The organism is Bradyrhizobium sp. MOS001 (assembly GCF_004634465.1).
GTDB classification, from domain to species: Bacteria; Pseudomonadota; Alphaproteobacteria; order Rhizobiales; family Xanthobacteraceae; genus Bradyrhizobium; species Bradyrhizobium barranii.
In genome coordinates this window covers 133,685-160,433 of the sequence record NZ_SPVJ01000001.1, presented here as the reverse complement: position 1 = coordinate 160,433, position 26,749 = coordinate 133,685, and the positions used below count along the sequence as shown (strand labels likewise).

The following is a 26,749-nucleotide window of genomic DNA, read 5'->3' as shown; positions in this document are numbered from 1 at the left end:
AGAGAATATTGGGTGAGAGACCGGCTAGGATGGACCTATGCGCTGGTCTCAAGGACCCAGCCCACCTCACACCAAACAAGAACCGGCCAAGGGCCGTCCAAGGGGATACACCATGCTCACGCGCCGTCATCTGATCGCGACCGCCGTCGCCGCACCCGCCATTCTTCGCTTCGGCACGGGTACCGCGCATGCCGCGACCACGCTGAAGATCTCGCATCAATTCCCGGGAGGGACCATCGACAAGGGCGACTTCCGCGACCGGCTTTGCCGCATGTTCGCGGCTGAAGTCGCCAAGCGCAGCAAAGGCGACATCGCCGCAGAAATCTATCCGAACTCCTCGCTGATCAAGACCAACGCGCAGTTCTCCGCGATGCGCAAGGGCGCGCTCGACATCAGCCTCTATCCGATGCCTTACGCCGGTGGTGAGCTGCCGGAGACCAATATCGGCCTGATGCCGGGCCTCGTGACCACCTACGACCAGGGCATGCGCTGGAAGAAGGCGCCGGTCGGCAAGGCGCTGACCGACTTCCTCGCCGACAAGGGCATCATCCTGCTCACCTGGGTGTGGCAGGCCGGCGGCGTCGCCAGCCGCTCCAAGCCGATCGTCGCTCCTGAAGATGCCAAGGGCATGAAGGTGCGCGGCGGCTCGCGCGAAATGGACATGGTGCTCCAGACCGCCGGCGCCTCGGTGCTCTCGGTGCCGTCGAACGAAATCTACGCGGCGATGCAGACCGGCGCCTGCGATGCCGGCATCACCTCCTCGACCAGCCTGATCTCGTTCCGGCTCGAAGAGGTCGCGAAGTCGCTGACCTCCGGTGCGGGTGCCTCCTACTGGTTCATGCTCGAGCCGCTGATGATGTCGAAGGCGATTTTCGACAAGCTGCCGAAGAACCAGCAGGACGTCCTGCTCGCCGTCGGCACCGAGCTCGAAGCCTTCGGCCGCAAGGGCGCGCAGGACGACGACGTCGAGGTCGCCAAGGTCTACGAGAAGGCCGGCGCCAAGGTCAGTGCGCTCGATGCCGCCACCGTCGGCAAATGGCGCGACATCGCCCGCGACACCGCGTGGAAGGATTACGGCGCCAAGACCGCGACCGCCGCCAACCTGCTCAAGCTCGCCTCCGACGTCGGCGCATGAGCCACGGTCCGCTTCCGGATCGTGACGACCAGGCGAACGCTGCCGCAAGGACCGGCCTTGCGGCGGCGATCGATCGCGGTCTCGCCGTCCTCAACACCATCATCGTCGTGTTCGCAGCGATCGCGCTGATCGCGGCCTGCGCCATCCTGAGCTACAGCGTGCTCAGCCGCGCTCTGTTCAAGGCCGCCAATTACTGGCAGGACGAGGCCGCCGTATTCCTCCTGGTCGGCGCCACCTTCATGACGGCGGCCTATGTGCAGCAGAACCGCGGCCATATCGGCATCGAGGCCTTTGTCGGCCTGCTGTCGCCGCTCGCGAACCGGATCAGGCTCTGGCTGGTCGATGCTGCGACGTTCCTGTTCTGCGCCTTTTTCGCCTGGAAGTCCTGGACGCTGACCCATGAAGCCTATGTCGACGGTCAGGTCTCAAACTCGATGTGGTCGCCGCCGCTCGCCATTCCCTATTCGCTGATGGCGCTCGGGATGAGCCTGCTCTGCATCCAGATCCTCGTGCAGCTTGCGCTGCCTTTCGCAGGAGCCAGGCGTCCATGAGCGTTTTCGGTATCGGCCTCGCCTACGGTATCGCGACGCTGGTCGTGATGTTCTCAGGCATGCCGATCGCGTTCGCGCTCGGCGCGGTCGCGGTCGTGTTCATGGGCATCTACATGCCGGCCGCGTCCCTGGATACGGTGACGCAGAACGTCTACGAAGAAATGGCCTCGATCACGCTGCTGTCGATCCCGCTCTTCATCCTGAAGGGCGCCGCGATCGGCAAATCGCGCGCCGGCCAGGATCTCTATTCGGCCCTGCATGCGTGGCTGCATCGCGTCCCCGGCGGCCTCGGCGTCGCCAACGTGTTCGCCTGCGCGCTGTTTGCGGCGATGGCGGGCTCCAGCCCCGCGACCTGCTCGGCGATCGGATCGGCCGGCATCCCCGAGATGCGCAAGCGCGGCTATTCCGGCGGATTTGCCGCCGGCATCATCGCGGCCGGCGGCACGCTCGGCATTCTGCTGCCGCCCTCGATCACGATGATCCTGTTCGCGGTCGCCGCGGAAAAATCGCTCGGCCGTCTCTTCCTCGCCGGCATCGGGCCCGGCCTGCTGCTGGTGTCCCTGTTCGGCGCCTATGCGGTGATCCGCTTCCGCCAGGAATATGCCGCGGCGCAGGCGATCTTTGAGAAAGGCGGGCCTGAGGCGGCGATCCTGGCCCGCGACGAATACACGCTCGCCGAACGCTTCAGCGTGCTGCCGCGCGTGATCCCGTTCGTGCTGCTGCTCACCGGCGTCATGATCGCGCTCTATGGCGGCTACGCGACGCCGTCGGAAACCGCCGGCCTCGGCGGCCTGCTCGCGCTGGCGCTGATCGCGGCGATCTACAGCGTCTGGCGGCCGAGCGACCTCGCCCCGATCTTGAAGTCGACGATCCGGGAGTCGACCATGCTGATGATGATCATCGGCATGTCGCTGCTCTATTCCTACGTGATGAGCTATCTGCACATCTCGCAATCGGTCGCCGAATCCATCGTCGCGATGCACCTGCCGCGCTGGGAGCTGCTGTTCGCGATCCTCGTCATGGTCGTCGTGCTCGGCTTCTTCCTGCCGCCGGTCTCGATTATTCTCATGACCGCGCCGATCATCCTGCCGCCGCTCCGCGCCGCCAATTTCGACATCATCTGGTTCGGCGTAGTCATGACCATCGTGATGGAGATGGGGCTGATCCATCCGCCGGTCGGCCTCAACATCTTCGTCATCCGCAACGTCGCGCCGGACATTCCCTTGCGCGAGGTGATCTGGGGTACCCTGCCCTTCGTGCTGCTGATGATGCTCGCGGTGCTGCTGCTGTGCTTCTTCCCGGGAATCTCGACCGGCCTGCCGGACCTGGTGATGGGGCCGGACGGGAGTAGGTAGAGGCAATCGCAATTGCCGTAGGGTGGGCAAAGGCGCGCAGCGCCGTGCCCACCATCTCTCCTCGATCCCGATAAAAGTGGTGGGCACGCTTCGCTTTGCCCACCCTACGAGCTAACCCTAAGATCTCTACGATTTATCCTTCCGCCGTGACTTCGGCGCGATCGTGCTGCCGGCCACCACCTGCAACAGATCCTTGCGCACGGCCTCGATGTGCCGCTCCAGGAAGCGGCAGGCCTCCTCGACCTTCTGCGCGCGGCAGAGCGCGATCAGATGGGCGTGCTCCTTCTCGGCTGTTCCCATCGCCTTGGTGTTGGAGAGCTGGAGGCGCGTATAGCGGTCGCTGGTCTGGAGCAGTGACAGCACGATCGCGCGCGTACGCGGCTGGGGGGCGTGAACGTAGAGCGCCATGTGAAAATCGGCGTTGAGCTGGCCCCATTCGCTGACGTTACGCGCCTTGATCGCCTTCTCAAAACTCTTGTGGATGTCGTCGAGCCCTTCGAAATCATCGGCGGTGAAACGCGGCGCCGATTGCGCCAGGAGGCGTGGCTCCAGGATTCCGCGCAGGTCGAACACATCGTTGATCTCGTCCAGCGACAGCTCCGAGACGATCGCGCCCTTCTGCGGGACGATGCGCACCAGGCCTTCGGCTTCGAGCTGGAACAGCGCTTCGCGCACCGGGATGCGACTGACGCCATAGGCCTCGCCAAGTGCGTCCTGCCGTAGCTGCGATCCGGCCGGATAGGTGCCGTCGAGGATCGCCTGCCTGAGCTGGTCGACGATCGCGGCCGACAGCGTGCGATGCTTCAGAGGCTGTTTCATCTGACCTTCTGTTGTCCTTCCCGACTCATCCGGCCGAAGCGGTCTCTCTCTTGCATGTTGAGGGGCCCAACAAAAGTGTGCGGCCCGGCAAAAGCCAGTGCCCAGCAAAAGCGCGTCCTGCCGCCGAAATGACCGCAATCTCCGTTTGACACGCAAAATGTATAAATTATACATTTGCCGATAGCACGAGATTTCTCAGGGGTCGGGGCCTCTTTCATGATCGAGCAGACGATGCCGGCCACGCGCGCACTCAGCGTTCGACACATGGTCGTCCGCGCGTCCAGTGCCCTGCTCGCCGTCGAGCGCGTCGCGCTGATGGGCCTGATGTACCTGCTCACCGGGCTGATCCTGGTGAACGTCGTCACCCGCTACGCGCGTTTCCCGATCTACTGGATCGATGAATCCGCGGTCTATTGCGTTGTCTGGCTGACCTTCGTCGGCGCCTCGGCGATGACGCGGCTGCGGCTCGATTTCGCCGTCACCATGCTGACGGAACGTCTTTCGCCGCGGCACCAGAAGATCGCAAAGGTGATCTCGACCGGCATGGTCGTCGCGTTCGGAATCGCACTGATCGTGACCTGCGTGCTCTGGATGGACCCGATTGGTCTCGCGCGCGCCGGCTTCGACGGGCGCAAGCTCGCGGCTGAGACCTTCAACTTTCTCTACACCGAGCACACCCAGACGCTGAACTGGCCGACCTGGGTGCTCTATTTGACGCTGCCGATCTTCGCGGTCTCGATGACCATCCACGGCCTCGCCAACCTGCTGGAAGATCTCGAACTGGTCCCGCGCACGCCGCCGAAGGGCTTTGCGCTCTCCGAACTCGACGGGGTCAACTGATGATCACGTCAGCCGCCTTCGTCGCGATCATGCTGGTCGGCGTGCCGATCGGCCTCTGCCTATGCCTCGCCGGCCTCGTCTACATCGCAGCATCCGGCAATCCGGTGCTGTTCCAGTCCTATCCGCTCCAGCTGTTCGGCGGCGTCGACAGCTACGGCCTGATCGCCATTCCGCTCTTCATCCTGATCGGCGAGATCATGAACGGCGGCGGCATCACGCGGCGCATCGTCGACATGGCGATGGCCTTCGTCGGCTCGCTCAAGGGCGGGCTCGCCTACGTCAACATCCTCGCCAACATGTTCATCTCCTCGATCCTGGGATCGGCGACCGCGCAGGTCGCGATCATGGCCCAGATCATGGTGCCGGAGATGGAGAAGAAGGGCTACGACAAGACCTTCGCGGCGGGATTGACCGCCTATGGCGGCATGCTCGGCCCGATCATTCCGCCGTCGGTGATGTTCGTGGTCTACAGCGTGCTCGCGCAGGTCTCGGTCAGCGACATGCTGATCGCCGGCATCGTGCCGGGCGTGATCCTCACGGTGATGTTCTGCCTCGTCATCGCGCTGATGGGATACGTCTACAACTATCCGCGCGCCGATTATCAGACGCCGCGCCAGCGCGTCATGACGATCCTGCGGACGTCACCCACCCTGCTGATCCCGATCGTCATCGTCGGCACCATCCTCAGCGGCCTCGCCAATGCGACGGAATCCGCTGCGGTCGGCGCGGTCGCCGCCGCACTCGTCGGGAAATACTGGACCAGGGAATTCGAGTTCTCGCAGCTGCCGCAGATGATGCTGCGCAGCGCCATCTATTCGGCGATCGTGCTGTTCCTGGTGGCGGCCGCGGCGGTGTTCTCCTGGGTCCTGATCTTCGGCAAGGTGCCGCAGGAAACCGCCGGCTGGATCCAGTCCGCCGCCAAGGACCCGGTCAGCTTCATGCTGATCTGCAACGTCATCCTGCTGATCATCGGCACTGTCATCGACGGCATTCCCGGCCTGATCATGACGGTGCCGATCCTGCTGCCGGTTGCAACCGACGTCTACCACATCGATCCCCGGCATTTCGGCGTGGTCGTCGTGATCAACCTCGTGCTCGGCCTGCTGTCGCCGCCGGTCGGGCTCTGCTTCTTCGTCGCGGCCGCCGTCACCGGCGCCAAGCCCGGCAAGATGTTCATGGTGACGCTGCCCTTCTTCGTCATCTCCTGCGTCCTGCTGGTGCTGCTCTCGCTCTACCCCTCGCTCTCGCTGATCCTCATCAAATAGGCCCGTTCAAAAGGAAGCCCGACCATGCCGCTTTCACGCCGCCGCTTTCTCGCCGCCAGTGCCGCCGCCTCGGTGTTCGCACCGTCGCTGGCGCTTGCCCAGGCCAAGGAATTCCGCCTCGGCCTGATCACGCCCAACGGCCATTCCTGGAACAAGGCGGCGCTCAAGTTCGGCGACGATCTCAAGGCGGCCACCAACGGCCGGCTCACCCTGACCGTATTCCATTCCGGCCAGCTCGGCAACGAGCCCGCGATGATGCAGCAATTGCAGTCCGGCGCGCTCGACATGGGCTTCATCCAGGCCGCCGAGCTCGGCTCGCGCGTGCCGCACATCGCCGCGATCAATGCGCCCTACATCGTCCGCTCGACGCCTGCGGTCGCGAAATTCGTGCGGCATCCGGCGGCCGTGAAGCTGTTCGATGTGCTGCCGCAGGAGACCGGCACCATCGGCCTCGGCTGGGGCATCACCGGCATGCGCGCGGTGTTCTCGTCCAAGGACCTGAACTCGCTCGCCGACATCAAGGGCATGAAGCTGCGCATCAACCCGACGCCGGTCTATCGCGACTTCTATTCCTCGCTCGGTGCCGCACCGACGCCGATCCCGACGCCGCAGGTGTTCGACGCGATGGCCAACGGCCAGGTCGATGGCCTCGAGGCCGATCTCGAATTCTCCTGGAACCAGCGCTTCGACAAGGTCTCCAAAGTGATCCTGCAGATGAACGCCGTCTTCATGCCGATGGCCGCGGTCGTTTCCGGCCGGGTCTGGCAGACGCTCCCCGCAGCCGACCGCGAGCTGATTGCCAAGACGGTGAAGTCGACGCTGGACGCGCAGATCGACGAGTTGGCCTCCAACGAGCCCGCGCTGATCGAGAATTTCAAGAACGCGCCGATCCCGATCCGCCAGGTCCCGCCCGGCGACACCGAGGCTGTCATCGCCGAGTTCGACAAGATCTGGCTGCCCAAGGCACCTGTTCTCGCCGAGCTGCGCAAGGTCGGCGCGACGCTCTGATCCCATTCGCCATCCTCTTCACCACAGCCGGCGGATCCAGCCCCCCGCCGGCAAACTCACTTGGAGTCACATCATGAGCCGCCGCGTTTCCTGGGAAGGCGTCTTCCCGGCCGTCACCACGCAATTCCACGATGATCTCTCGCTCGACATCGACGCCACCGCCAAGGTCATGGACGGGTTGATCCGCGACGGCGTCTCCGGTCTGATCGTCTGCGGCTCGGTCGGCGAGAACACCTCGCTGGAGCGCAAGGAGAAGGTCGCGATCATGGAGACGGCGAAATCCGTCGCGACCGGCCGCGTGCCCGTGCTATGCGGCATCGCCGAATTCACCACCGCCTTTGCGGTCGAAACCGCCAAGGAAGCCGCGCGCGTCGGCATCGACGGCGTGATGGTGATGCCGGCGCTGGTCTATTCGTCGAAACCGCACGAGACCGCCGCACATTTCCGCGCGGTTGCCAGCGCGACCGACCTGCCGGTGATGCTCTACAACAACCCGCCGATCTACAAGAACGACGTCACCCCCGACATCCTGGCCTCGCTCGTCGACGTCGAGACCGTGGTCTGCTTCAAGGATTCCTCGGGCGACACGCGGCGCTTCATCGACACCAGGAATATGGTCGGCGACCGCTTCGTGCTGTTCGCAGGGCTCGACGACGTCATCGTCGAGAGCATCGCCATGGGCGCGGTGGGCTGGGTCTCCGGCATGTCCAACGCCTTCCCGCGCGAGGGCGAGACGCTGTTTCGCCTTGCCAAGGCCGGCCGCTTCGCCGAGGCCATGCCGATCTACGAATGGTTCATGCCGCTGCTGCACCTCGACGCACGCCCCGACCTCGTCCAGTGCATCAAGCTGTGCGAGCACATCATGGGCCGCGGCACCGCGCTGACCCGCCCGCCCCGCCTCGCGCTGCTGCCGCAGGAAAAGGCCGAGGTCGAGGCGATGATGGCGAAGGCGCTCAAGAACCGGCCGCGCCTGCCGGATGTCGGGCTGAAGGCGGCGTAGGCGAAGGTCTCGTAGGGTGGGCAAAGCGGAAGCGTGCCCACCATTCGCAAATTCGGTCGCGGAGAGATGGTGGGCACGGCGCTACGCGCCTTTGCCCACCATACGAAGCTAGGAAGCCGCCCGCTTCTTCTTCGCGTTCAGCGCGGAGGCTACGCGGCTCACAGGCGGCTTGCCCAGCACGCCGCTCATCTCGTTCGTGGCCGCCAGCAGCTTGTCCATGTCAATGCCGGTCCTGATGCCCATGCCTTCGAGCATGTAGACCACGTCCTCGGTCGCGACATTACCGGTCGCGCCCGGCGCGTAGGGGCAGCCGCCAAGGCCGCCGGCGGCGGCATCGATGACGCGGACGCCCTCCTCCAGGCCGGCATTGAGATTGGCGAGTGCCTGGCCGTAGGTGTCGTGGAAATGCATCGCGAGTTTTGCCGGCGGGATATTGGCGCTAACCGCGCGCAGCATCTCCTTGGCCTTATTAGGCGTGCCGACACCGATGGTGTCGCCGAGCGAGATCTCGTAGCAGCCGAGTTCCCATAGCGTGTTGGCGAGATCGGCGACCGCCTTCGGCTCGATCTCGCCGTCGAACGGACAGCCCAGCACGCAGGAGATATAGCCGCGGACCTTGACGCCATCCGCCTTGGCACGCGCCAGCACCGGCTTGAAGCGCTCGATGGACTCCGCGACCGTGCAGTTGATATTGGCGCGCGAAAAGCCTTCAGAGGCCGCCGCGAACACGGAGACGACTTGCGCGCCGGCAGCGCGCGCGGCGTCATAGCCCTTCTCGTTCGGCACCAGCACGTGGAATTCGGCGCCCGTGACGTCGCTTACGCCGCGCAGCACGGCGTCCGAGCTCGCCATTTGCGGGATCGCCTTGGGCGACACGAAGGCGCCGACCTCGACCGTGGTGAGGCCAGCGGCGACGAGCGCCTCGATGAAGGCGATGCGAGCCTCGACGCTGACGGGCGTCTTCTCGTTCTGGAGGCCGTCGCGCGGCCCCATTTCGATGATGCGGACGGGATCGCTCATCTCACTCTCCCGATGGCTCGACCACGGCGAGCTCGACGCCCTCCTGGACGATGTCTCCGACCTTGCATTTGATCGATTTCAGCACGCCGGCATAGGGCGCGCGCAGCGTCTGCTCCATCTTCATCACTTCCAGGGTGAGGATCGGCGCGCCCTTGTCGAGCTTGGCGCCCTCCTCGGCCAGCACGGCGACGACCGTGCCTGGCAAGGGCGCCGCGATCTTGTCCTCGCCGACATGCTCTTCGCTCTCGCCGCCGAACGGATCGACCCAATGCAGGTCGAAGCGGCCGTTGCGTGTGCGCAAATACAGCTCATGGCCGTCGATCACGGCTGCGACCTGCGATTTGACGCCATCGAGCGTCAGATCGAAGCCGCCATCCTTCGGCACGACGGCAAACGCTAGCTCGCGGTCGCCGATCACCAGCGTCGACGGGCCGCTGCCGTAGTTCAGCGTGATCTTCTGCTCAGGTCCATGGCCGACGCGGAAGGCAAAGTTGCGCTGGCGGCGACCGACCGGCATCCAGCCGAAGGTCTGCCAGGGCGAACTCGCCTCGTCTTGCGCGGACTGCCGCTCGTCGTTGATAACAGCGGCGACTGCTGCGCATAGCTCGAGCTCGCCGGGTGCCGGCGGGGCCTGCGTCAGCACTGCCAGCTCGCGCTCGATGAAGCCAGTGTCGATCGCATTGGTCCGCACCTTCGGATGCGTCATCAGCGCCGACAGGAACGGGATATTGGTGACGATGCCGCGGACGTCGGAGTCTTGCAGCCCGCGGTTCAGCCGTTCGATCGCGACGTCCCGCGTCGGCGCCCACGCGATCATTTTTGCGAGCATCGCATCGTAATAGGGCGAGACCGTATCGCCTTCGCGATAGCCGGCGTCGATGCGCAGGCCGCCCGTTTCCGCCGGCAAGCGCCAGGTCGAGATCCTCCCGACCGACGGCATGAAGTTCTTGGTCGGGTTTTCCGCGTAGACGCGCGCCTCGACCGCATGGCCATTGAGCCGGAGCTCGTCCTGCTTCAGCGGCAGTGCCTCGCCGAAGGCGACGCGCAGCTGCCACTCGACCAGATCGATGCCGGTGATCAGCTCGGTCACGGGATGCTCGACCTGAAGACGCGTGTTCATCTCGATGAAGAACACGTCCTTGCCGTCGGAGACGAACTCGATCGTGCCGGCGCCGACATAGTTCACGGCTCCGGCCGCCTTTCGCGCGGCGGCGCAGACGGTCTCGCGCTGGGCGGGATTGAGCGTCGGCGACGGCGCCTCCTCGATCACCTTCTGGTGCCGGCGCTGCAGCGTGCATTCGCGCTCGAACAGCGACAGCAGATTGCCGTGGCTGTCGCCGATGATCTGCACCTCGATGTGACGGGGATTGTCGACATATTTTTCGATCAGCATGCGGTCGTCGCCGAACGCGGCCTTGGCCTCGCGCTTGGCGCTGACAATCGCCGGTCCAAGCTCATCCGCCGAGCGAACGATGCGCATGCCGCGGCCGCCGCCGCCGGCGGACGCCTTCACCAGGATGGGAAAGCCGATCTTGTCCGCGGCCTTCGAAAGCGTCGCATCGTCCTGGGCCTCGCCGTGATAGCCGGGCACCAGCGGCACGCCGGCCTTCTCCATCAGCGCCTTGGAGCCGGACTTCGAGCCCATCGCCGTCATCATCGCGGCGGTCGGGCCGACGAACACCAGGCCCGCCTCCAGGCACGCCCGCGCGAACTCGGCATTTTCGGACAGGAAGCCGTAGCCGGGATGCACGGCCTCGGCGCCGGTCTTGCGCGCGGCCTCGATCAGCCGCTCGGCACTGAGGTAGCTGTCGCGCGCCCGCGCCGGACCGAGCAACACGGCTTCATCTGCGAGCGCGACGTGCATCGCGTCGCGGTCGGCCTCGGAATAGACCGCGACCGTGCGCAGGCCCATGGCTCGCGCGGTGCGGATGACGCGGCAGGCGATCTCGCCGCGGTTGGCGATCAGGAGCGTGCGAAAACGCCGGTAGAGCATTGAACGGTCCATCGCATCACATCCTGAACAGGCCGAATTTGGTAGGCTCAATCGGCGCATTCGACGCCGCGGAAAGGCCGAGGCCGAGCACGAGGCGCGTGTCGGCCGGGTCGATCACGCCGTCGTCCCACAGGCGCGCGGTCGCGTAATACGGATGCCCCTGGCTCTCATATTGCGCGCGGATGGGCTCGCGGAACTTGTCTTCCTCTTCTTTCGACCAGCTATCGCCCTTTGCCTCGATGTTGTCGCGGCGGACCTGGCTCAGCACCATCGAGGCCTGCTCGCCGCCCATCACCGAGATGCGCGCGTTCGGCCACATCCACAGGAAGCGCGGCGAGTAGGCGCGGCCGCACATGCCGTAATTGCCGGCGCCGTAGGAGCCGCCGATCACGACGGTAAATTTCGGCACCGAGGCGGTCGCCACCGCCGTGACGAGCTTGGCACCGTCGCGCGCGATGCCGCCGGCCTCGTACTTCTTGCCGACCATGAAGCCCGTGATGTTCTGCAGGAACACCAAGGGAATGCCGCGCTGGCAGCACAGCTCGATGAAATGCGCCCCCTTCAGCGAGCTCTCGCTGAACAGGATGCCGTTGTTGGCGATGATGCCGACCGGATAGCCCCAGACATGGGCGAAGCCGCAGACCAGCGTCGTGCCGTAGAGTTTCTTGAACTCGTCGAACTCCGAGCCGTCGACGATACGGGCGATAATGTCGCGCACGTCGAACGGCTTGCGGCCGTCGACTGGCACCACGCCGTAGATCTCTTCCGCCGCAAACAGCGGATCGCGCGGCCTGTGCATGTTGAGGTTCGGCCGCACCGACGGCTTCAGCGTGCCGACGATGCGCCGGGCGATGCCGATCGCATGGGCGTCGTTCTGGGCGTAGTGGTCGGTCACGCCCGATTGCCGCGAATGCACGTCGGCGCCGCCGAGTTCCTCGGCACTCACCACCTCGCCGGTCGCGGCCTTCACCAGCGGCGGGCCGCCGAGGAAGATGGTGCCCTGGTTGCGCACGATGATGCTCTCGTCCGACATCGCGGGGACATAGGCGCCGCCGGCGGTGCAGGAGCCCATCACGATCGCGATCTGCGGAATGCCCTGCGACGACATCTGGGCCTGGTTGTAGAAGATGCGGCCGAAATGGCGCTCGTCCGGAAAGATCTCATCCTGAAGCGGCAGGAAGGCGCCGCCGGAATCGACCATGTAGACGCAGGGAAGATTGTTCTGCCGCGCCACGTCCTGCGCGCGCAGATGCTTCTTCACCGTCATCGGATAGTAAGTGCCGCCCTTGATGGTGGCGTCGTTGGCGACGATCACGCATTCGCGGCCCGAGATGCGCCCGACGCCGGTGATGACGCTCGCCGAATGCACGTCACCGCCATAGAGGCCGTACGCCGCCAGCGGCGACAGCTCCATGAACGAGGTGCCGGGATCGACCAGCAGGTCGACGCGCTCGCGCGCCAGCATCTTGCCGCGCGAGGTGTGGCGGTTGCGCGAGACCTCGCCGCCGCCGCCGGCGACCTGGCTCAGTTTTTCGCGCAAGTCCGCGACAAGCCCGCGCATGGCCTCGGAATTGCGCGCAAAGTCTGATGAAGACGTATCGATGCTGGAATGGAGCGGCATGTTGATTCCAATGAGGTGAAGGTTTCAGGCCGTCTCGGACATCAGCTCGCGGCCGATCAGCATGCGACGCACCTCCGAGGTGCCGGCGCCGATCTCGTAGAGTTTTGCGTCGCGCCAGAGACGTCCGACCGGGAATTCGGAGGTGTAGCCGACGCCGCCGAGCGCCTGGATCGCCTCGCCGGCCATCCACGTCGCCTTCTCCGCGGAATAGAGGATCGCGGCGGCCGCATCCTTGCGCAGCGTGCGGGCGTGGTCGGCCCGGTCGCAGGCGCGCCCAACCGCATAGACATAGGCGCGCGCCGACTGCCAGGTCGCGTACATGTCGGCGAGCTTGCCCTGCATCAGCTGGAAATCGCCGATCGGCTGGCCGAACTGTTTTCGTTCATGCATGTAGGGCACCACGGCGTCCATGCAGGCCGCCATGATGCCGAGCGGGCCGCCCGACAGCACCGTGCGCTCGTAATCGAGGCCGGACATCAGCACCTTGACGCCCTCGCCGACCTTGCCGAGCACGTTCTCTTCGGGCACCTCGCACTCGTCGAAGAACAGCGGATAGGTGTTGGAGCCGCGCATGCCGAGCTTGTCGAGATGCTGGCCGTGGGTGAAACCCTTGAAGCCCTTTTCGATCAGGAAGGCGGTCATGCCGCGCGGGCCCGCCTCCGGATCGGTCTTGGCGTAGACGACCAGCACGTCGGCGTCGCCGCCATTGGTGATCCACATCTTCGAGCCGTTGAGGACATAGCGGTCGCCGCGCTTGTCTGCGCGCAGCTTCATCGAGACGACGTCGGAGCCCGCGCCGGGCTCGGACATCGCGAGCGCGCCGACATATTCGCCGGAGATCAGTTTCGGCAGATAGCGCGCGCGCTGCGCGTCGTTGCCGTTGCGGCGGATCTGGTTGACGCAGAGGTTGGAATGGGCGCCGTAGGACAGCCCCACGGCGGCCGAGCCCCGCGAAATCTCCTCCATGGCGACGATATGGGCGAGATAGCCCATGCTGGAGCCGCCATATTGCTCCGGCGCGGTCATGCCGAGCAGGCCGAGGTCGCCAAAGCGCTTCCAGAGGTCGGCCGGGAACAGATTGGCCTTCTCGATCTCGGCGGCGCGCGGGGCGATCTCCGCCTCCACGAAGGCGCGCAGCGTGTCGCGCAGCATGCTGATGTCTTCGCCCAGATCGAAATCGATGCTCGGGATGTTCAAGGCGATTCCTCCGTATTCTTGTCGGGTCCGAACCTACCCCCGCCCGGGCGTCCCAGCGGTCGAAAAGGTTGCATTTTCCGCCAAGTTTGGCGAGGATTTTTCATGCCCTTTCAAGCCGCGACCGCGACGCCCCGCCGCGCCATGACCCCAGCCGCCTTCGTCCGCGGCGTGGTTGCCGCTTATGCCCTTTACGGGCGGGATCCGGCCGAAGCCTTGGGCAAGGGGCAGGTCACCGCGGACCTCGTTCGATCCCGCGACGGACGGGTGACGGCGGCCCAGTTCGAGGCGCTGGCCGGCCATGCCATGCGCGAGCTCGACGACGAAGCGCTCGGCTGGTTCTCGCGCCGGCTGCCTTGGGGAACCTACGGCATGCTGTGCCGCGCCTCGATCACGGCCCCCAATCTCGAAGTCGCGCTAAAACGCTGGTGCCGGCATCATCGCCTGCTGACCGAGGACGTGCTGTTCGAGCTCTCGCTTGGTGATGAGACCGCGACGATCTCCATTCGCGAACAGCGCGACCTCGGCCCCTTGCGTGAATTCTGCCTGGTCACCCTGCTCCGCTATGTCCTCGGCTTTTCCTGCTGGGCCGTCGATTCCGCGATCGCGCTGCGTGCGGCCGAGTTTCCCTATTCCGAGCCGGGCCACGTCTCGGTCTATCCGACGATCTTCTGCAGGCATTTGAGCTTTGATGCGGACGGCGCCCGCATCGTGTTCGACAAACATTATCTCTCTCTGCCGCTGACCCGCAGCCCCGCCGATCTCGACAGCATGCTCAAGGGCGCGCTGCGGCTCACCGTGCTGCCCTACCGGCGCGACCGGCTGCTGGTCGAGCGCGTCCGCCGCGTGCTGCGCAATGCACGCGGGCGCATTCTCGGCGCCGAGGATGTCGCAAGCGAGTTGGCGCTCTCGACCCGCACCATGCACCGGCGCCTGCGCGAGGAAGCGACCTCGCTGCGCGATCTCAAGGAAGAGGCAAAGTTCGAGCTCGCCAAGCAGGAGCTGATGCGCGGCCGCGCCCCCATCAAGCGGATCGCGGAGATCGCCGGCTTCCGCAACGAGAAGAGCTTTTCGCGCGCCTTCCGCACCTGGACCGGCGCTAGCCCGCGCGAATTTCGCGAGCGCTATCGCTGAGGCGCGGCGTCACCTGCTTGTCATAAATTGACGTCCTCCGAGATCACTCTCGGAGGACGCAATCTCTCGGATCAGGTCGCGATCTCAGGCGTTAGTTCTGCGCGCCCTGGCGAGCCTTGGGCTGCTTCGTCTGCTTCGGCTGGAAGGCGAGCGCATCGTTGCTAGTCTTGGCGCCGCCGGCCTGCGAGCACGTGCCGCCGATGCCACCGGCCGCCTGACGGCAGGCTTCCATCGTCGGATAGCCGCAGCCGTGAGCGGCCTGGGCGCCGTTGGTGATGCAATAATCGTCGGCCTTCGCAGCCGGCGCCGACAGAACAAAAAACGCAGACGCAAACAGCGTCGCAGCAGAGGCTGCGATCGTCTTCGAAGTCGATGTCATGATGTCTTTTCCTGCTTAGGGTCCCACAAAAGCATCCCCGGCGTGCGACGCAGACCGAGGTTCACACCCTGCATCTAGGCAGCGCAAAGATGCCGACAATCACGGTTGCGCGCATTGCAGTCCTGCCTAAATCACATGTCACAGTTAGGTGAGTTACTAAGCTATTATAGCTATCCGAATAGACCGCACCGCGCGCAAGCGCCCCCGACTTCGGAACTTCAGTAGCGAGACTTGAACGCCCTATCCGACGGGTGCCGCCACTACATCCTGTAACGGCAGCGGCACATCCTTCGCGACGCCCAGCACCGGAAAGCTGCGGACGTTCTTCACGTCAGGCATCGCGGCGAAATGCAGCAGCTGCTGGCGCATGCTTTCGACGTTCGGCGCGACGCATTTCAGCAGGTAGTCGGTGTCGCCTGAAATCCGCCAGCACTGCTGGATGCGCGGGATCGCGGCAATCGAGCTCTCGAACGCCTCCAGCACCGGCTGGGCCTGGCTCACGAGCTGGATCGAGACGAACGAAACCACCTCATAGCCGAGCAGCCGCTCGTCGATGACGGCGCGAACCGCCCGGATCACGCCGCGGCTGAACAGCAATTTCAGCCGTCGCAGGCAATTGGGCGCGGACACGCCGACGCGCAGCGCCAGCTCGTTGTTGCGCACCCGCCCGTCCTGCTGCAGCTCGGAGAGTATCTTCAGATCGACGCCGTCGAGCTGGTCACGCCCGGCCATACCCCACCCTCGTCATGGTCGTGTCATGCGCAGCAGCGAAGCACGCGGCGGAATTGGTGCCAACCGCCTTAGGCTTCCCCAGGGCTAGAAAAGCGCGGGCGGGAAGCTTGCCTGCGCCCCATCCTTCGAGACTGCCGGCTCCGCCGTGCCCTCAGGATGAGGTCGAGTTTTGCGTCGAGATATCAGGGTGAGGAGCCCGCCAAAGCTGGCGTCTCGACCGGCCGAGCTCGTCCGTCAACCTCCAGCTGTCATCTACGATAGCCCTCGGATTATCCCAGCCATCCACCGCGCCGCCGGTGGTGATCGTAGGCAAAGGGTCGTCAGCCGAGCGCGCCGCGCCCGAATTGTGCTGCGATAGCAGGATTGGTTGAGCAACGCCGATATGTGTCCCGCCGGCGGTGATGGTCGGCAGTGGATCGTTGACGCTCTGCCCGGCCATGTGATTGCGGAGAATGACCAGGAACGGCTCCGGCCAGCCAAATTTTGCGGCACCGGCATAGATGCGCGCGAGCGTCTTCGGCGCGAGAGGCTTCTTGCGGTTGAATATCGACTTGCCGTTGATCGACCAATCGATGATTTCGCGGGCCGGCCGCCACGGCTTGACGCCGGGGATTAGGCGAGGCCCTCGGCCTTCTTGGTGTGGGTCGGCACCGGCCACGAAACGCGCTCCCCGTCGCTGCGCGCCATCAGAATGAAGCGCTGCCACTGGGCTGGCCTCTCCCGCCTGCGAAGGGACCATCGTTTCGGCCCCCTCCGCTGCATGGGGCGCTGTCATCACAGGCGTCCCTGCTGGTATCTGTGCAATGGCATCCGACGACATGGCCGCGCGAATCGCCGCTTCAACCTCGATGGCAGACGCGGCGGCGGGCAACTGCACCACCTTGCCGCCGATGTTGTAGTGCTGGCGGCCCGAGAGCATGACCATGGTCAATGCCTCGATGCCCGGGACGTCGCTCATTCGGTGCTTAAGATCGTGAATGCTCATGCGTGATCATGAGCGCTGATTTGCCTTGCGAAGAGAATGCGTGCGGAACGCAATCTGTGGATGGCGGCACGAGCCATGCACAGATTTGGACCGAGTTCACGCCACCCGCGCACGCCAACCTGAATATCGTTTTGCTTGCATTTTTCCGGACTAGCAACCATACTGAGCCCGATATTTTAGCAATAATCATATTTTGAGCTCAGCCATGTGCGCCCCAAAGACTGGTGCAGCAGCGTTCAAAGAGAAGGTGGACATCATCCAAGGTCTTGTGACCATCGCGGCCATCATTATCGGCGGCATTTGGACTTACAACGTCTTCATTAAAGAGCGGCGCGAGTATCCGCACGCGAACATCGAGCAGAAAATCACTCACCTCGCGCTGTCTGATCAGCAAAATCTGTTACGAGTCGGGCTCGAATTGACCAACACCGGGAGCTCTCTAATGTTGGTCGACATGTCGATAGTTCGAGTCCAGCAAATATTGCCAAATATTGCCATTGGCGCCTTGCACAAATGAGCCGTGTGCAGCGACACAACTCAAGCAAGCTTCCGCTGGGGTCGATAGGAAGGACGACCGCTTTTCGTGGCCGCTGATAGGTGAGCGAAACGTCTCCTTCAAACCCTCGGCTGAGATCGAACCAGGAGAAAAACAGAGTCTCGATTTTGAATTTGTGACCCCATCCGATGTTAAGGGCGTGCGCGTATACACCTATTTTCGAAACGCCCGGAAATCGCGACCCGGCACGGAAATCGGCTGGGCCACATCGAGCTACTATGATTTTGCGACGGTGAACGACGGAGGCAAGAAATGAAAGCGAATATCTTTGCTTTCCTGCTTTCTTTAGGATTTTTGGACACGATCGCGACTACCGCAATGGCGACTCCGCCTCAGCTTAATCCTGAATTGCGCCCGTCTGAGAAATCCACAGGCACAAATACTCCCAATGACGCGCAATTGCAGATCAAACCGGAGCCAAGGCCCGCGCCCACAACTTCACCTTCCCCGGCTCCCTCGCGCCCACGGATGCTATGTAATGGAGATAACTGTCAGGTCTTGCCAGAGCCGAGGCCACCAGAAAAGAAGAAGGGGAACGACCCAACAAAGAAATAGTGGTATCCAACACGACGCGATAGGCGCAGCCGGCCTCATTCTATGAGCGACGAAATCGCACCGTTCGATGATACTCCAAATAGGCTTGTTGCTCAGGCATAAATGAGCCCGACGTTCGTTACCTGGTCAATTCCCCAACGTCGTAATACATCCCGATCGCCTTTATCCTGGTATCCCAAAAAGAGAAGACGAGATCGCCGGGTCTGACCAAGCGCATGTTGTCATAGAAAGGATTTCGGATGTTTCCCTTGCGCGTCTTTGGTGACCATAAGAAGCCGCCCCGCACCTCGGTCCTGTAGGTCTTTTCTGGTTTACCCACCAATCGCTCACCACACACCTGCTTTCCAACCCGCCGCAAGCACAGCCAAACGCTGTCTTAGCCCTGACGCGGGCCTCTCGCAGCCGAAAATAACACGAAGCTGCATCTGTGGATGAGCGCGCAACTAATGCACAGCTTTCAGAAGCGAGCAGCGTTAGCGTTAGCGTTGGTAGTTGATCATCAACACTTCATCTGACCGAACGAAGGTGGTCGAGCGAGGTGAGTTGTACACCAAGAACCCCCGCTCACCAGCCATCACCACGTAGCCCTTTGTCGCTCCGGATTTCGTCGTAATCGTTGCTAGGGGAGTTCTGCCACCATCAACTCTCCAAAGACGCCACAGTGTCAGATCAACCGCTAGCGCGGTCGAAAGCATCGTGAGGCCCATAAAAACGAAAAATAGCAGCAAGCCCTTGTCAACGGACCGCCTGTTTAACAACCACGCGCCGATAACGACGAGAATCAACGTCAACATGAGAAAGAGGCCCGGCACCTCAACGCCATAAAATGTAAGGGCGTAAAATATCACTAAAAAGGGAAACGCGACATAAACGCCGATCAGCTTGCCAACAAGGTCAAACATCGATTGAGGACGATACGGCCCCAGAAAATAAACCACATAGGTCATAGATACTGCGGACGAAATTGAGAGTGCAAAGGGTAACGCCTTCGCCGCCGCAACGAGATGGTCGTCGGAGATACTAAAATATTCAAATCCCCCAGTCGGCACTAGGGCGCCGACTTGCCAGGCTAACGCAAGCGCGGTCGTTAGCGTCGGAACAAAGATGGCCCAATCTTTGAAAACAAATCCTTGGCTTAGCTCCGCCGGTTGCCCTTTGCTTTCGACGCCCACATAGCCCTCCCCTGCTCCGCCCGATCCGCACCTTAATTGCGCGCCGCGCCACCTGCAACCAGAGCTATTCGAGGGCATCGTCTAGGCTCATCACCAACTTACGGCCATCCGGCGCGATCCCGTATTGCGCGAGCAGCCCGGGCGAGGCTTCGCAGCTCGCCATTCCAGGCTCTGCGCCCATGCCGCGCGGCCACCGTCCGAGCTTTGCCCAGTGCTCGACGGCGTTCTCAATCGTGAAGCCGTTGGTCGGGCCCATCGACTGCAGAGCCGCGATTGCGGCGTGATCGGACCATCGCTGCTGATTGAGCCACGTCACGGCCTGGGGAATGAACCGCGTGCCGATGTTGCCGCGCGCGCCTTCATCGGTGGCGAGTTTCTTGGCCGCGTCGATCAGCATTTGCGGGTCGAGCCCGGTCTTGACCAGCGAATCGAACCTGGTCTCTGCGGGCTTGCGCGGGTTCGGCCCGTCTCGGCGTGGGTAGGCCTGCCAGAATTCATCGAAGCGAGAAGGCGCGCGCTCCGGTCGGGCTTTGCCCGGCCGAGAGTCTGTCTCTTCCTCTTTCTCTGCCTCTTCCTCTCTCTCTGGCATAGCATCCGGCTTGCGTGGCGCTAGCGGCGCGCTTGCAGGATCATCCGAGATGAAAAGTCCCTTTGCGATCAAAGGGCGCACGGCCGCGTGGAGATCCTCAAGCGACATGCGGAAGCGCCACGCGATGTCGTCGAGCTCGGCTGTGATTTGGCCGTCGTCATACTCGCTCGCGAGAAGCCACAACATCGGCGCTAGCGTTCTGCTAGCAACCGGCAAGCGGTGAAAATCTGCGTTGTCGAGGATCTTCTTATGCAGCTTGATCCACGGCGGAGAGCGGTCTTTGTAGTGCTGGAATTCGCGCCAGTCCTTCGGTGTCAGCGTCATTGTCCCCGCCCCGCGTAGCAAAGCCTGGGCGTGCCGGTGGCGCCGATCGCCGGCCAGGCGTGATCTTCGATTCCTTCGTAATCTCCGGCGAACCACTTAATCCGGTCAGTCAACGCGATCTTGCACAGGAAGCGCGGGTTATCCGCGAACAGGCCTCGGCGAGTGCTGCCGGAATCGAATTTGGCGGTCAGCAAGAGCGCACCACGCCCGGGCACCGTTGCAGCGCCAGGCGCGCGAACTTCGCTGCTGTGCAGTTCTGCGGGCCATATGGCGGGTTCGTAATGATGACGTCGCAGAAGCGCGGCGGGACGATCGCCGAGCCGTTGAGGAAATCGAAGATGAGCGAGTGCGGCCGACTGCGCCGATACGTGACAATGTCACTGGTGATGACGTCGAAGCCGGCGACGCGAAGCACGTCCGCCATGAGTGGCCGCCGGCTGCTGGCTCCCACACCACAGCGCCGGGCGGGATGTACACGTTCTTTCAAACGCGCCCCCAAAACGTGGATGCCCGGGACAAGCCCGGGCATGACGGCATCTTGGAAGAGAATGCCTCTTAGTGCGTCCAGGGCTCGCCGCGCCGGAACGAGAAATTGTCGGCATAGGCGACCGGGCGGCGGATCGAATCCTGCGGCTCGATCACCTGGTAGGCGATGCCCTTGCGCTCGCAATAAGCGACCGCCTCTTCCTTGCTGTGGAAGCGCAGCGTGATCTGCTGCTTCATGTCGCCGGACGAGGTCCATCCCATCAGCGGCTCGACCGAACGCGGCTGCTCCGGCTCGTAATCCAGCTGCCATTCCTTGGTCTTGGACCGGCCGGATTGCATCGCGTTCTTGGCGGGCTTGAAAATGCGTGCGGTCATGGGTGGTCCGGGCCTCTTGGTCTTTTCGTTCGATTTCGATGCGTCACGGTAGCAGTTGGTGGAAACCGCGGGCATAGTATAGAGACACCTTTTGGGAACTGATCGGTGATTCCGGTCCCCCGGGGGTGCCTTGCCGACGGGTATAGTCATTATGCTGCACCGTGACAATTGCGTACCCGCCTTCCGCGCCGGGATCCCGCCCGGCGGCCCTGTCTCGCCGACACCAGCGTACCCGCCCCCTCCGAAAGCTTCCGTCGCATGGCCTTCCTGAACATCAACGCCACGCTTCCCGAAAAGGGCCGTGACCTCAGGCTCGACCTGTTTCGCGGCATCGCGAACTGGGCGATCTTCCTCGACCATATCCCCGACAACGTGGTGAACTGGATCACCACGCGCAACTACGGCTTTTCCGACGCCGCCGACCTGTTCGTCTTCATCTCAGGCTACACCGCTTCCTTCGTCTATGCGCGAATGATGCTCGAGCGCGGCTTCATCGTCGGCGCCACGAGGTTAACCAAGCGGGTCTGGCAGCTCTACGTCGCCCACATCATCCTGTTCGTGATCTACATCGCCTCGATCAGCTATCTGGCGCTGCGGTTCGGCGATTCCGACATGATCAACGAGTTCAACGTCGCCGGCCTCGTCGACAACGCCACCGAGACGCTGCGCCAGGGCCTGTTCCTGCGCTTCAAGCCGCTCAATCTCGACGTGCTGCCGCTCTACATCGTGCTGATGGGGCTGTTTCCGCCGGTGCTGTGGTTCATGTTGCGCAAGCCCGACCTGACGATGGCGCTGTCCATCGTGCTGTGGCTCGCCGCCCGCCATTACGGCCTGAACCTGACCGCCTATCCGGCCGGCCAGTGGTACTTCAATCCGTATGCCTGGCAGGTGCTGTTCGTGTTCGGCGCCTGGTGCGCGATGGGCGGCGCCCGGCGTTCGGGAGCCGTGATCAATTCGCCGATCACGCTGTGGCTTTGCCTCGGCTATCTCGCCTTCGCGCTGGTCATGACCATGGCCGGCCGCTTCCCCACCCTCGGCGGCATGTTCCCGGGATGGCTGTTCTCGGCCTTCAACCCCAACGACAAGACCAACCTTGCGCCCTACCGCTTCCTCCATTTCGTCGTGATCGTGATCCTGGTGATCCGCTTCGTGCCGAAGGACTGGCCCGGCCTGGAGTGGAAGGTGTTCGATCCCTTGATCGTCTGCGGCCAGCAGTCGCTCGCCGTATTCTGCGTCGGCGTGTTCCTGTCCTTCGTCGGCCATTTCGAGCTGTCGATGAGCTCGGGCTCGCTGTTCGCGCAGATCTTCGTCAGCATCGCCGGCATCGCGATCATGACGACGGTGGCCTATTACATTTCCTGGTCGAAAAAGCAGGACAAGCCGTTGAAGCCGCCGCCGCCCAAGCCTGCGGCGGCCGCCTCGCCCGCAAAGGCCGCCTAGAGCCGTTTCCGTTCCGATGAAATCGGAACGGGGCGCCAGATTCCAGTTGCGGCAGCGGAGCCGGCTCAGGCCGCCTCGGTGTCGTACTCGGTGAATTTCTTGTAGATCCAGTCGCGGCCGTCGTGGCGGCGCCAGACCTTTCCATAGACGAGCTGCCCGTTGATCGAGCGGCGCGGCACGATCACGGTCCAGAGGTGCCAGATCTCGGTCCAGCTCGACTGCGGATGGACGGTTCGGACGTTGCGATCGAAAGACATGACGCAAAACTCACAAGATATGAGCGCCGCGACGAACTGTGACCTGTGTGACCATCGATTGCAGGCAGCCCATCGCGAGCCTTGCCGACCTGATATCAGCCAGGAATGCGGCCGCAACAACCACTCGGCCTTAACCTAACCGGTCAACCTTACCCCTCGTGGGTACCCGCCAAGACCCGTTGAAAGCCGGCGCCGATCTTTCTATGATGCGTGCACAATTTGAGAATGAGCGCGCCGTTTTGGACGCGTGGCAATTGCGAACTGATTTTCATTTTTCAAATGACTTGCTGACTGGGGCACCACAATGAATATGCAATGTGGACGTTTGCGCCTGGCGGTGTGCTCGGTGCCGCCTGCGCCGCGCATCAAGACAGTCAAGACATCCGTCTCTGAACCGCCGAAGGCGGCCAACGACAATCATCTGGCGTGGCCGTTCCTGCCGTTTCCGCTCGGCTGGTACGCGACGAACTGATCCCCGGAATAGCGCGACGCCGCTCAAGCGGAATATCATCGCTTGGCGGCGTCCGTTTAGGCATTGGGCGCTGAAATCCCCAATGCCTATATGTCTAGGGCGACAGCCAAAGGTTCGAAGCAATTTTGCGAATTCTGCGGCGGGCCGGCCGGCGCAATGCCTTGAAAAATCGCGCAGAAGTGGCGTTGAGTGAAGAACAAGCGCCAAGGCTTCAGGCAAGGATTCAAGCAAGGTTCGCGCGCGCTTCAGGTCGCCATAGGCTCGCCTGCCCATCCCCCGCAATCGCGCTCGCTCAGATGCGCGACGGGCTCTGCGCACCGGCGCTGAGCGTGCCCTGCGCGTTGTAGGTCTGTCGCTGCGGCGTGCAGTTCCCGCCTCTGCGGTCGCAACCAATCACCGCGCCATGAGTTGCAGGTTCTTCCCGTCTGTCCGGGGAAGCCGCGTGGATGCGATCCATGCCCGCGCGATGTACGGACGGTCATCTCGTCTCACGACCGTGTGAGCTGGAGCGCGGCCGGTGAATTTTCACGAGCGAGCAGAGACCAACGAACAGCAGGCCGCAAGCCAAGGGGATGCAGTGAGTCAAATCGATACGACCGAGAAGCTCTCGGGCACGCCGGAGACTGAAAGTTCGCTATTCGCACTGTGCGGGCTTGGCGTCGCCGGGATCGCAATGCTGGGCTGGATCTGCGCCCTCGCCTGGATCGCCTGGCGCCTGGTCGATTGGCTGTTGTTCTGAAATTGAAACGCCGCCGGCACGTCGACGCACGCAAAAGTTGCAGCGGACGCAATTTCGCGGGGATCGCCCTGCTGACCTGACGATCGGCAGCGGCAACGGGATGAGCGCGGCGCAATATCGAGAGAATTGAAGGAGCTTCAACCTCGGGACTGGTCGGGGCAGCTGGATTCGAACCAACGACCTGCAGTACCCAAAACTGCCGCGCTACCAGGCTGCGCTATACCCCGAATGTCCGGCGAGCCCCGTCGATACACGCTTCCCAAAGCGCCATCAAGCTTTCAAGCCGCCAGCAAGGCGGCAATAACCCCGCCGGGTCTCCCTACTTGGTGCCGAACAGCGGGTGGCCGACGCGGTCGCCGGGACGGATGCCGTATTTCTGCGCCGTTCCCGCCACCACCTCCAGCACGGCCCGCGCGGGCCCCTGGGACGAGATGATCTTGGTCGACAGCGGCTCGGTGTTTTCGACGATGCGCAGGATGCGACCGTCGGCGCGGATGAAGATCATGTCGAGCGAGACGTAGGTGTTCTTCATCCACATCGACACTTCCTGCTCGGGCTTGAAGTCGAACAGCATGCCTTTGCCGTCGGCCAGTTCCTTGCGGTACATCAGCCCGGTCTGCTTCTCCTCCTCGGTCGTCGCCATTTCCACCGAGAACACCTGCACGCCGTTCCTGGTGACGATCTCGAGCGGCTGGAAGCTGGCGGCGCGCACCGGCGCGCTCCCGACGGCACAGCCGACGACGAGGATGGCGGCCAGCCAGCCCCTCGCAATGGACCAGACGGCCTTTCGGTCAAAATTCATGGGACGGTACTCAAGGGGCGTGGGACTGGACCAGTCCTTACGCGGCGATCGTGACAAAAGCCAGAGGCGCGCCGGACGGCCTGCGCGCCTCTTGTCACGATTGCGGGAGTTGGCGATCGCCGCTAGTGCGACTGCAATCCCGGCGATCCGGTCTCGGGATGGATCTCGGCCGCCATCATGCCCTTGGAGCCGGGCCCGAAGCGGACCAGGACGTATTGGCCGGGCCTGAGCTCGGTCATGCCGAAGCGGCGCAGCGTCTCCATGTGCACGAAGATGTCGGGCGTGCCCTCGCCGCAGGTCAGGAAGCCGAAGCCGCGCAGGCGGTTGAACCATTTGACCTGGGCCCGCTCCAGTCCGCTGGTCGCGGTGACCGTGACGTGGGTGCGCGGCGGCAGCATCTGCGCCGGATGGATCGCGGTCGACTCGTCCATCGAGACCACGCGGAAGGCCTGGTAGCCCTTGGCGCGCTGGATGCACTCGACGACGATGCGGGCGCCCTCATAGGCGGTCTGGAAGCCGTCGCGCCTGAGCACGGTGACGTGCAGCAGCACGTCCGGCCAGCCATTGTCGGGAACGATGAAGCCGTAGCCCTTTGAAGCGTCGAACCATTTGATGACGCCGTGGACCTCGACGAGGTTGGCACTGCCTTCACCAAGTCCGCTGAACGGGCTTAGCGCGTTATCGCGACCGCCGCCGTGCTCGCCCACAGCGGGAACTCCGATCTTCTTGGACTCAAATCCGTCCGACGACCCCATAACCCCGGACCCCACACTGCCCATTGCAACCCGCCTCAGCGGCGGCGTCGAATCACGCGTCTTAAGAGAATGTTCTCAATTCGACGCGATGCGAATCTTTCGACTCAAAAGATAACACTCCCGGTTGCGGCGCATAGATAAAAAAATGATTCGCCGGAACCTATGAACAGCTTGCACAGCCGCGAATCAAATTGATGCCTCAATTTGCGACAAAGGGCCCGAGAGTGTCGCCGATGTCGTGGCGGATAACGAGGTCGGCGATGTCGTCCTGATCGGTCGGCTCGCGATTGATGATCACCAGACGTGCACCGGCGTTCTTCGCCATCATCGGAAAGCCCGCCGCCGGCCACACCACGAGCGAGGAGCCGATCGCGATGAAGAGGTCGCAGGCTTGCGACAGCGCGGTCGCGCGCTGCATTTCGTCGTCGGGCATCATCTGGCCGAACGAGATCGTCGCGGTCTTCACCGGCTCGTCGCACGCGGTGCAGTTGGGTGCGCCGCCATCATCGTCGAAGCGGCGCTTCACCCAGTCAAGCTGATAGGCCTGCCCGCATCCGATGCAGCGCGCATAGGTGGTATTGCCGTGAAGCTCGATGACATGCTCGGCGGCAAAGCCCGAAGCCTGGTGCAGATTGTCGATGTTCTGGGTGATGACGGCGGGAACCTTGCCGGCGCGGTAGAGCGAGGCGAGCGCGCGATGGCCGCGGCCGGGCCTGGCCGCGGCAAAGACCGCTTCCATCGCAAAGCGGCGGCGCCAGGATTCGTCGCGAGCTTCCTGGCTGGCGACGAATTCGTCGAACGGGATCGGACGGTTGCGCGTCCAAATTCCCCCCGGTGAGCGGAAGTCCGGGATGCCGCATTCGGTGGAGATGCCGGCGCCCGTGAACGGCACGATGGTCCTCGACTCGGCGATCATGTCGCCGAGTCGCTCGACGCCGCTGCGGAGATCCGATGCAATCACTCGCGGCCTCCCGTGTTGGCCTTGCGCTGGCCGCACCATGCGCAAGCGACAAGATCGTTGACGCTGTTATCCACTGCCGCGTGAGAATCGCGCAAGCGCGGTCGGCAATTTTTTCCGACCTTCGCTTATCACAATCCTGCAATGCCTCCTCCCCATTGACGCCCCAATCAGAAGCGCCAATGCATGTGTTAACGCGACTCAACGTGATTGCGGCGGCAGTGCGTGAGTTCGGCCG

29 protein-coding genes and 1 tRNA gene are annotated in these 26,749 nt (G+C 63.4%); 12 read left to right on the top strand and 18 right to left on the bottom strand.

Going from position 1 to position 26,749, the window contains the following annotated elements:
* Positions 1 to 112 precede the first annotated feature (112 nt).
* The 3 genes from dctP to CT676_RS00810 are packed head-to-tail and all read left to right on the top strand — an operon-like array spanning position 113 to position 3,041.
* Positions 113 to 1,135 (top strand): TRAP transporter substrate-binding protein DctP, encoded by a 1,023-nt coding sequence (gene dctP / locus CT676_RS00820; RefSeq protein WP_063983435.1) that lies wholly within the window; start codon positions 113 to 115, stop codon positions 1,133 to 1,135.
* A complete protein-coding gene (locus CT676_RS00815; protein WP_135213570.1) occupies positions 1,132 to 1,686 on the top strand; it encodes a TRAP transporter small permease in 555 nt (184 codons plus the stop codon). Before dctP ends, CT676_RS00815 begins: the two co-directional genes overlap by 4 nt.
* A complete protein-coding gene (locus CT676_RS00810) occupies positions 1,683 to 3,041 on the top strand; it encodes a TRAP transporter large permease (protein ID WP_063983437.1) in 1,359 nt (452 codons plus the stop codon). The genes CT676_RS00815 and CT676_RS00810 overlap by 4 nt, the downstream gene beginning before the upstream one ends.
* Before the next feature lie 126 nt (positions 3,042 to 3,167).
* Here the strand turns inward: CT676_RS00810 and CT676_RS00805 are convergent, their stop codons facing one another.
* The gene (locus tag CT676_RS00805; protein ID WP_135213569.1) at positions 3,168 to 3,860 is read right to left on the bottom strand and encodes a GntR family transcriptional regulator; all 693 of its coding nucleotides are present in this window, start codon (positions 3,858 to 3,860) and stop codon (positions 3,168 to 3,170) included.
* A gap of 231 nt (positions 3,861 to 4,091) precedes the next feature.
* Between CT676_RS00805 and CT676_RS00800 the strand changes: the two genes are divergently transcribed.
* From CT676_RS00800 to CT676_RS00785, 4 genes are all read left to right on the top strand, one after another.
* On the top strand, positions 4,092 to 4,700 hold the full coding sequence (locus CT676_RS00800; RefSeq protein ID WP_135213851.1) for a TRAP transporter small permease: 609 nt from the start codon (positions 4,092 to 4,094) through the stop codon (positions 4,698 to 4,700).
* A complete protein-coding gene (locus CT676_RS00795) occupies positions 4,700 to 5,965 on the top strand; it encodes a TRAP transporter large permease (protein ID WP_063983439.1) in 1,266 nt (421 codons plus the stop codon). Before CT676_RS00800 ends, CT676_RS00795 begins: the two co-directional genes overlap by 1 nt.
* Positions 5,966 to 5,989: 24 nt before the next feature.
* Positions 5,990 to 6,973 (top strand): TRAP transporter substrate-binding protein, encoded by a 984-nt coding sequence (locus tag CT676_RS00790; RefSeq protein WP_038936090.1) that lies wholly within the window; start codon positions 5,990 to 5,992, stop codon positions 6,971 to 6,973.
* Between the two features lie 73 nt (positions 6,974 to 7,046).
* Complete coding sequence (locus CT676_RS00785) at positions 7,047 to 7,973, top strand: dihydrodipicolinate synthase family protein (protein WP_135213568.1); 927 nt, start codon at positions 7,047 to 7,049, stop codon at positions 7,971 to 7,973.
* A gap of 108 nt (positions 7,974 to 8,081) precedes the next feature.
* Here CT676_RS00785 and CT676_RS00780 read toward each other — a convergent pair whose 3' ends face one another.
* From CT676_RS00780 to CT676_RS00765, 4 genes are read right to left on the bottom strand one after another with little or no spacing between them, the layout of a single operon-like run.
* Positions 8,082 to 8,993 (bottom strand): hydroxymethylglutaryl-CoA lyase, encoded by a 912-nt coding sequence (locus CT676_RS00780; RefSeq protein WP_135213567.1) that lies wholly within the window; start codon positions 8,991 to 8,993, stop codon positions 8,082 to 8,084.
* Between the two features lies 1 nt (position 8,994).
* Positions 8,995 to 10,998 carry an acetyl/propionyl/methylcrotonyl-CoA carboxylase subunit alpha gene (locus CT676_RS00775; RefSeq protein WP_167767888.1) on the bottom strand — a complete coding sequence of 668 codons (2,004 nt, stop codon included), beginning with the start codon at positions 10,996 to 10,998 and terminating at the stop codon, positions 8,995 to 8,997.
* Between the two features lie 4 nt (positions 10,999 to 11,002).
* Positions 11,003 to 12,607 carry a carboxyl transferase domain-containing protein gene (locus CT676_RS00770; protein WP_135213565.1) on the bottom strand — a complete coding sequence of 535 codons (1,605 nt, stop codon included), beginning with the start codon at positions 12,605 to 12,607 and terminating at the stop codon, positions 11,003 to 11,005.
* A gap of 24 nt (positions 12,608 to 12,631) precedes the next feature.
* Positions 12,632 to 13,804: an isovaleryl-CoA dehydrogenase gene (locus CT676_RS00765; RefSeq protein WP_063983445.1), complete on the bottom strand. Its 1,173-nt coding sequence runs from the start codon at positions 13,802 to 13,804 to the stop codon at positions 12,632 to 12,634.
* 102 nt (positions 13,805 to 13,906) lie between these two features.
* Here CT676_RS00765 and CT676_RS00760 point away from each other — a divergent pair, with 102 nt between their 5' ends.
* Positions 13,907 to 14,935, top strand: a complete 1,029-nt coding sequence (locus tag CT676_RS00760; protein WP_135213564.1) for an AraC family transcriptional regulator — start codon at positions 13,907 to 13,909, stop codon at positions 14,933 to 14,935.
* A 91-nt stretch (positions 14,936 to 15,026) separates the two neighbouring features.
* On the opposite strand, the gene CT676_RS00755 is transcribed toward CT676_RS00760, so the two are convergent.
* The 3 genes from CT676_RS00755 to CT676_RS46230 form a co-directional block, all read right to left on the bottom strand.
* Positions 15,027 to 15,314: a DUF3551 domain-containing protein gene (locus CT676_RS00755; RefSeq protein ID WP_063983447.1), complete on the bottom strand. Its 288-nt coding sequence runs from the start codon at positions 15,312 to 15,314 to the stop codon at positions 15,027 to 15,029.
* Between the two features lie 240 nt (positions 15,315 to 15,554).
* Entirely contained in the window at positions 15,555 to 16,046 is a 492-nt protein-coding gene (locus CT676_RS00750; protein WP_135213563.1) for an Lrp/AsnC family transcriptional regulator, read from the bottom strand.
* A 151-nt stretch (positions 16,047 to 16,197) separates the two neighbouring features.
* Positions 16,198 to 17,031, bottom strand: coding sequence for a hypothetical protein (locus CT676_RS46230; RefSeq protein ID WP_343287524.1), 834 nt, complete (start codon positions 17,029 to 17,031; stop codon positions 16,198 to 16,200).
* Positions 17,032 to 17,236: 205 nt separating this feature from the next.
* Here CT676_RS46230 and CT676_RS00740 point away from each other — a divergent pair, with 205 nt between their 5' ends.
* Complete coding sequence (locus CT676_RS00740) at positions 17,237 to 17,548, top strand: hypothetical protein (RefSeq protein ID WP_135213562.1); 312 nt, start codon at positions 17,237 to 17,239, stop codon at positions 17,546 to 17,548.
* Positions 17,549 to 18,621: 1,073 nt separating this feature from the next.
* On the opposite strand, the gene CT676_RS00735 is transcribed toward CT676_RS00740, so the two are convergent.
* The 5 genes from CT676_RS00735 to CT676_RS00715 all read right to left on the bottom strand — a co-directional run bounded on the left by CT676_RS00735 (position 18,622) and on the right by CT676_RS00715 (position 21,088).
* The gene (locus CT676_RS00735) at positions 18,622 to 19,314 is read right to left on the bottom strand and encodes a hypothetical protein (RefSeq protein ID WP_135213561.1); all 693 of its coding nucleotides are present in this window, start codon (positions 19,312 to 19,314) and stop codon (positions 18,622 to 18,624) included.
* Between the two features lie 64 nt (positions 19,315 to 19,378).
* Positions 19,379 to 20,227, bottom strand: a complete 849-nt coding sequence (locus CT676_RS00730; protein WP_135213560.1) for a hypothetical protein — start codon at positions 20,225 to 20,227, stop codon at positions 19,379 to 19,381.
* Positions 20,224 to 20,421 carry a hypothetical protein gene (locus CT676_RS00725; protein ID WP_135213559.1) on the bottom strand — a complete coding sequence of 66 codons (198 nt, stop codon included), beginning with the start codon at positions 20,419 to 20,421 and terminating at the stop codon, positions 20,224 to 20,226. Before CT676_RS00725 ends, CT676_RS00730 begins: the two co-directional genes overlap by 4 nt.
* Positions 20,415 to 20,651: a hypothetical protein gene (locus CT676_RS00720; RefSeq protein ID WP_135213558.1), complete on the bottom strand. Its 237-nt coding sequence runs from the start codon at positions 20,649 to 20,651 to the stop codon at positions 20,415 to 20,417. The genes CT676_RS00725 and CT676_RS00720 overlap by 7 nt, the downstream gene beginning before the upstream one ends.
* 131 nt (positions 20,652 to 20,782) lie before the next feature.
* Positions 20,783 to 21,088 (bottom strand): ETC complex I subunit, encoded by a 306-nt coding sequence (locus tag CT676_RS00715; RefSeq protein WP_014495449.1) that lies wholly within the window; start codon positions 21,086 to 21,088, stop codon positions 20,783 to 20,785.
* 258 nt (positions 21,089 to 21,346) lie between these two features.
* Between CT676_RS00715 and CT676_RS00710 the strand changes: the two genes are divergently transcribed.
* A complete protein-coding gene (locus CT676_RS00710; RefSeq protein WP_063983449.1) occupies positions 21,347 to 22,528 on the top strand; it encodes an OpgC domain-containing protein in 1,182 nt (393 codons plus the stop codon).
* Between the two features lie 65 nt (positions 22,529 to 22,593).
* Here CT676_RS00710 and CT676_RS00705 read toward each other — a convergent pair whose 3' ends face one another.
* Positions 22,594 to 22,785: a hypothetical protein gene (locus CT676_RS00705; RefSeq protein ID WP_063983450.1), complete on the bottom strand. Its 192-nt coding sequence runs from the start codon at positions 22,783 to 22,785 to the stop codon at positions 22,594 to 22,596.
* Between the two features lie 304 nt (positions 22,786 to 23,089).
* Here CT676_RS00705 and CT676_RS43800 point away from each other — a divergent pair, with 304 nt between their 5' ends.
* Positions 23,090 to 23,257, top strand: coding sequence for a hypothetical protein (locus CT676_RS43800; protein ID WP_166341408.1), 168 nt, complete (start codon positions 23,090 to 23,092; stop codon positions 23,255 to 23,257).
* 517 nt (positions 23,258 to 23,774) lie between these two features.
* Entirely contained in the window at positions 23,775 to 23,996 is a 222-nt protein-coding gene (locus CT676_RS00700) for a hypothetical protein (RefSeq protein WP_063983451.1), read from the top strand.
* Positions 23,997 to 24,146: 150 nt separating this feature from the next.
* On the opposite strand, the gene CT676_RS00695 is transcribed toward CT676_RS00700, so the two are convergent.
* The 4 genes from CT676_RS00695 to CT676_RS00680 form a co-directional block, all read right to left on the bottom strand.
* Positions 24,147 to 24,223 (bottom strand) — tRNA-Pro (locus tag CT676_RS00695).
* 92 nt (positions 24,224 to 24,315) lie between these two features.
* Positions 24,316 to 24,798 (bottom strand): DUF192 domain-containing protein, encoded by a 483-nt coding sequence (locus tag CT676_RS00690; RefSeq protein ID WP_135213557.1) that lies wholly within the window; start codon positions 24,796 to 24,798, stop codon positions 24,316 to 24,318.
* A 122-nt stretch (positions 24,799 to 24,920) separates the two neighbouring features.
* On the bottom strand, positions 24,921 to 25,553 hold the full coding sequence (locus CT676_RS00685) for a cold-shock protein (protein ID WP_028150990.1): 633 nt from the start codon (positions 25,551 to 25,553) through the stop codon (positions 24,921 to 24,923).
* A 199-nt stretch (positions 25,554 to 25,752) separates the two neighbouring features.
* The gene (locus CT676_RS00680; protein WP_167767887.1) at positions 25,753 to 26,514 is read right to left on the bottom strand and encodes an NAD-dependent protein deacetylase; all 762 of its coding nucleotides are present in this window, start codon (positions 26,512 to 26,514) and stop codon (positions 25,753 to 25,755) included.
* Positions 26,515 to 26,749: the final 235 nt, after the last annotated feature.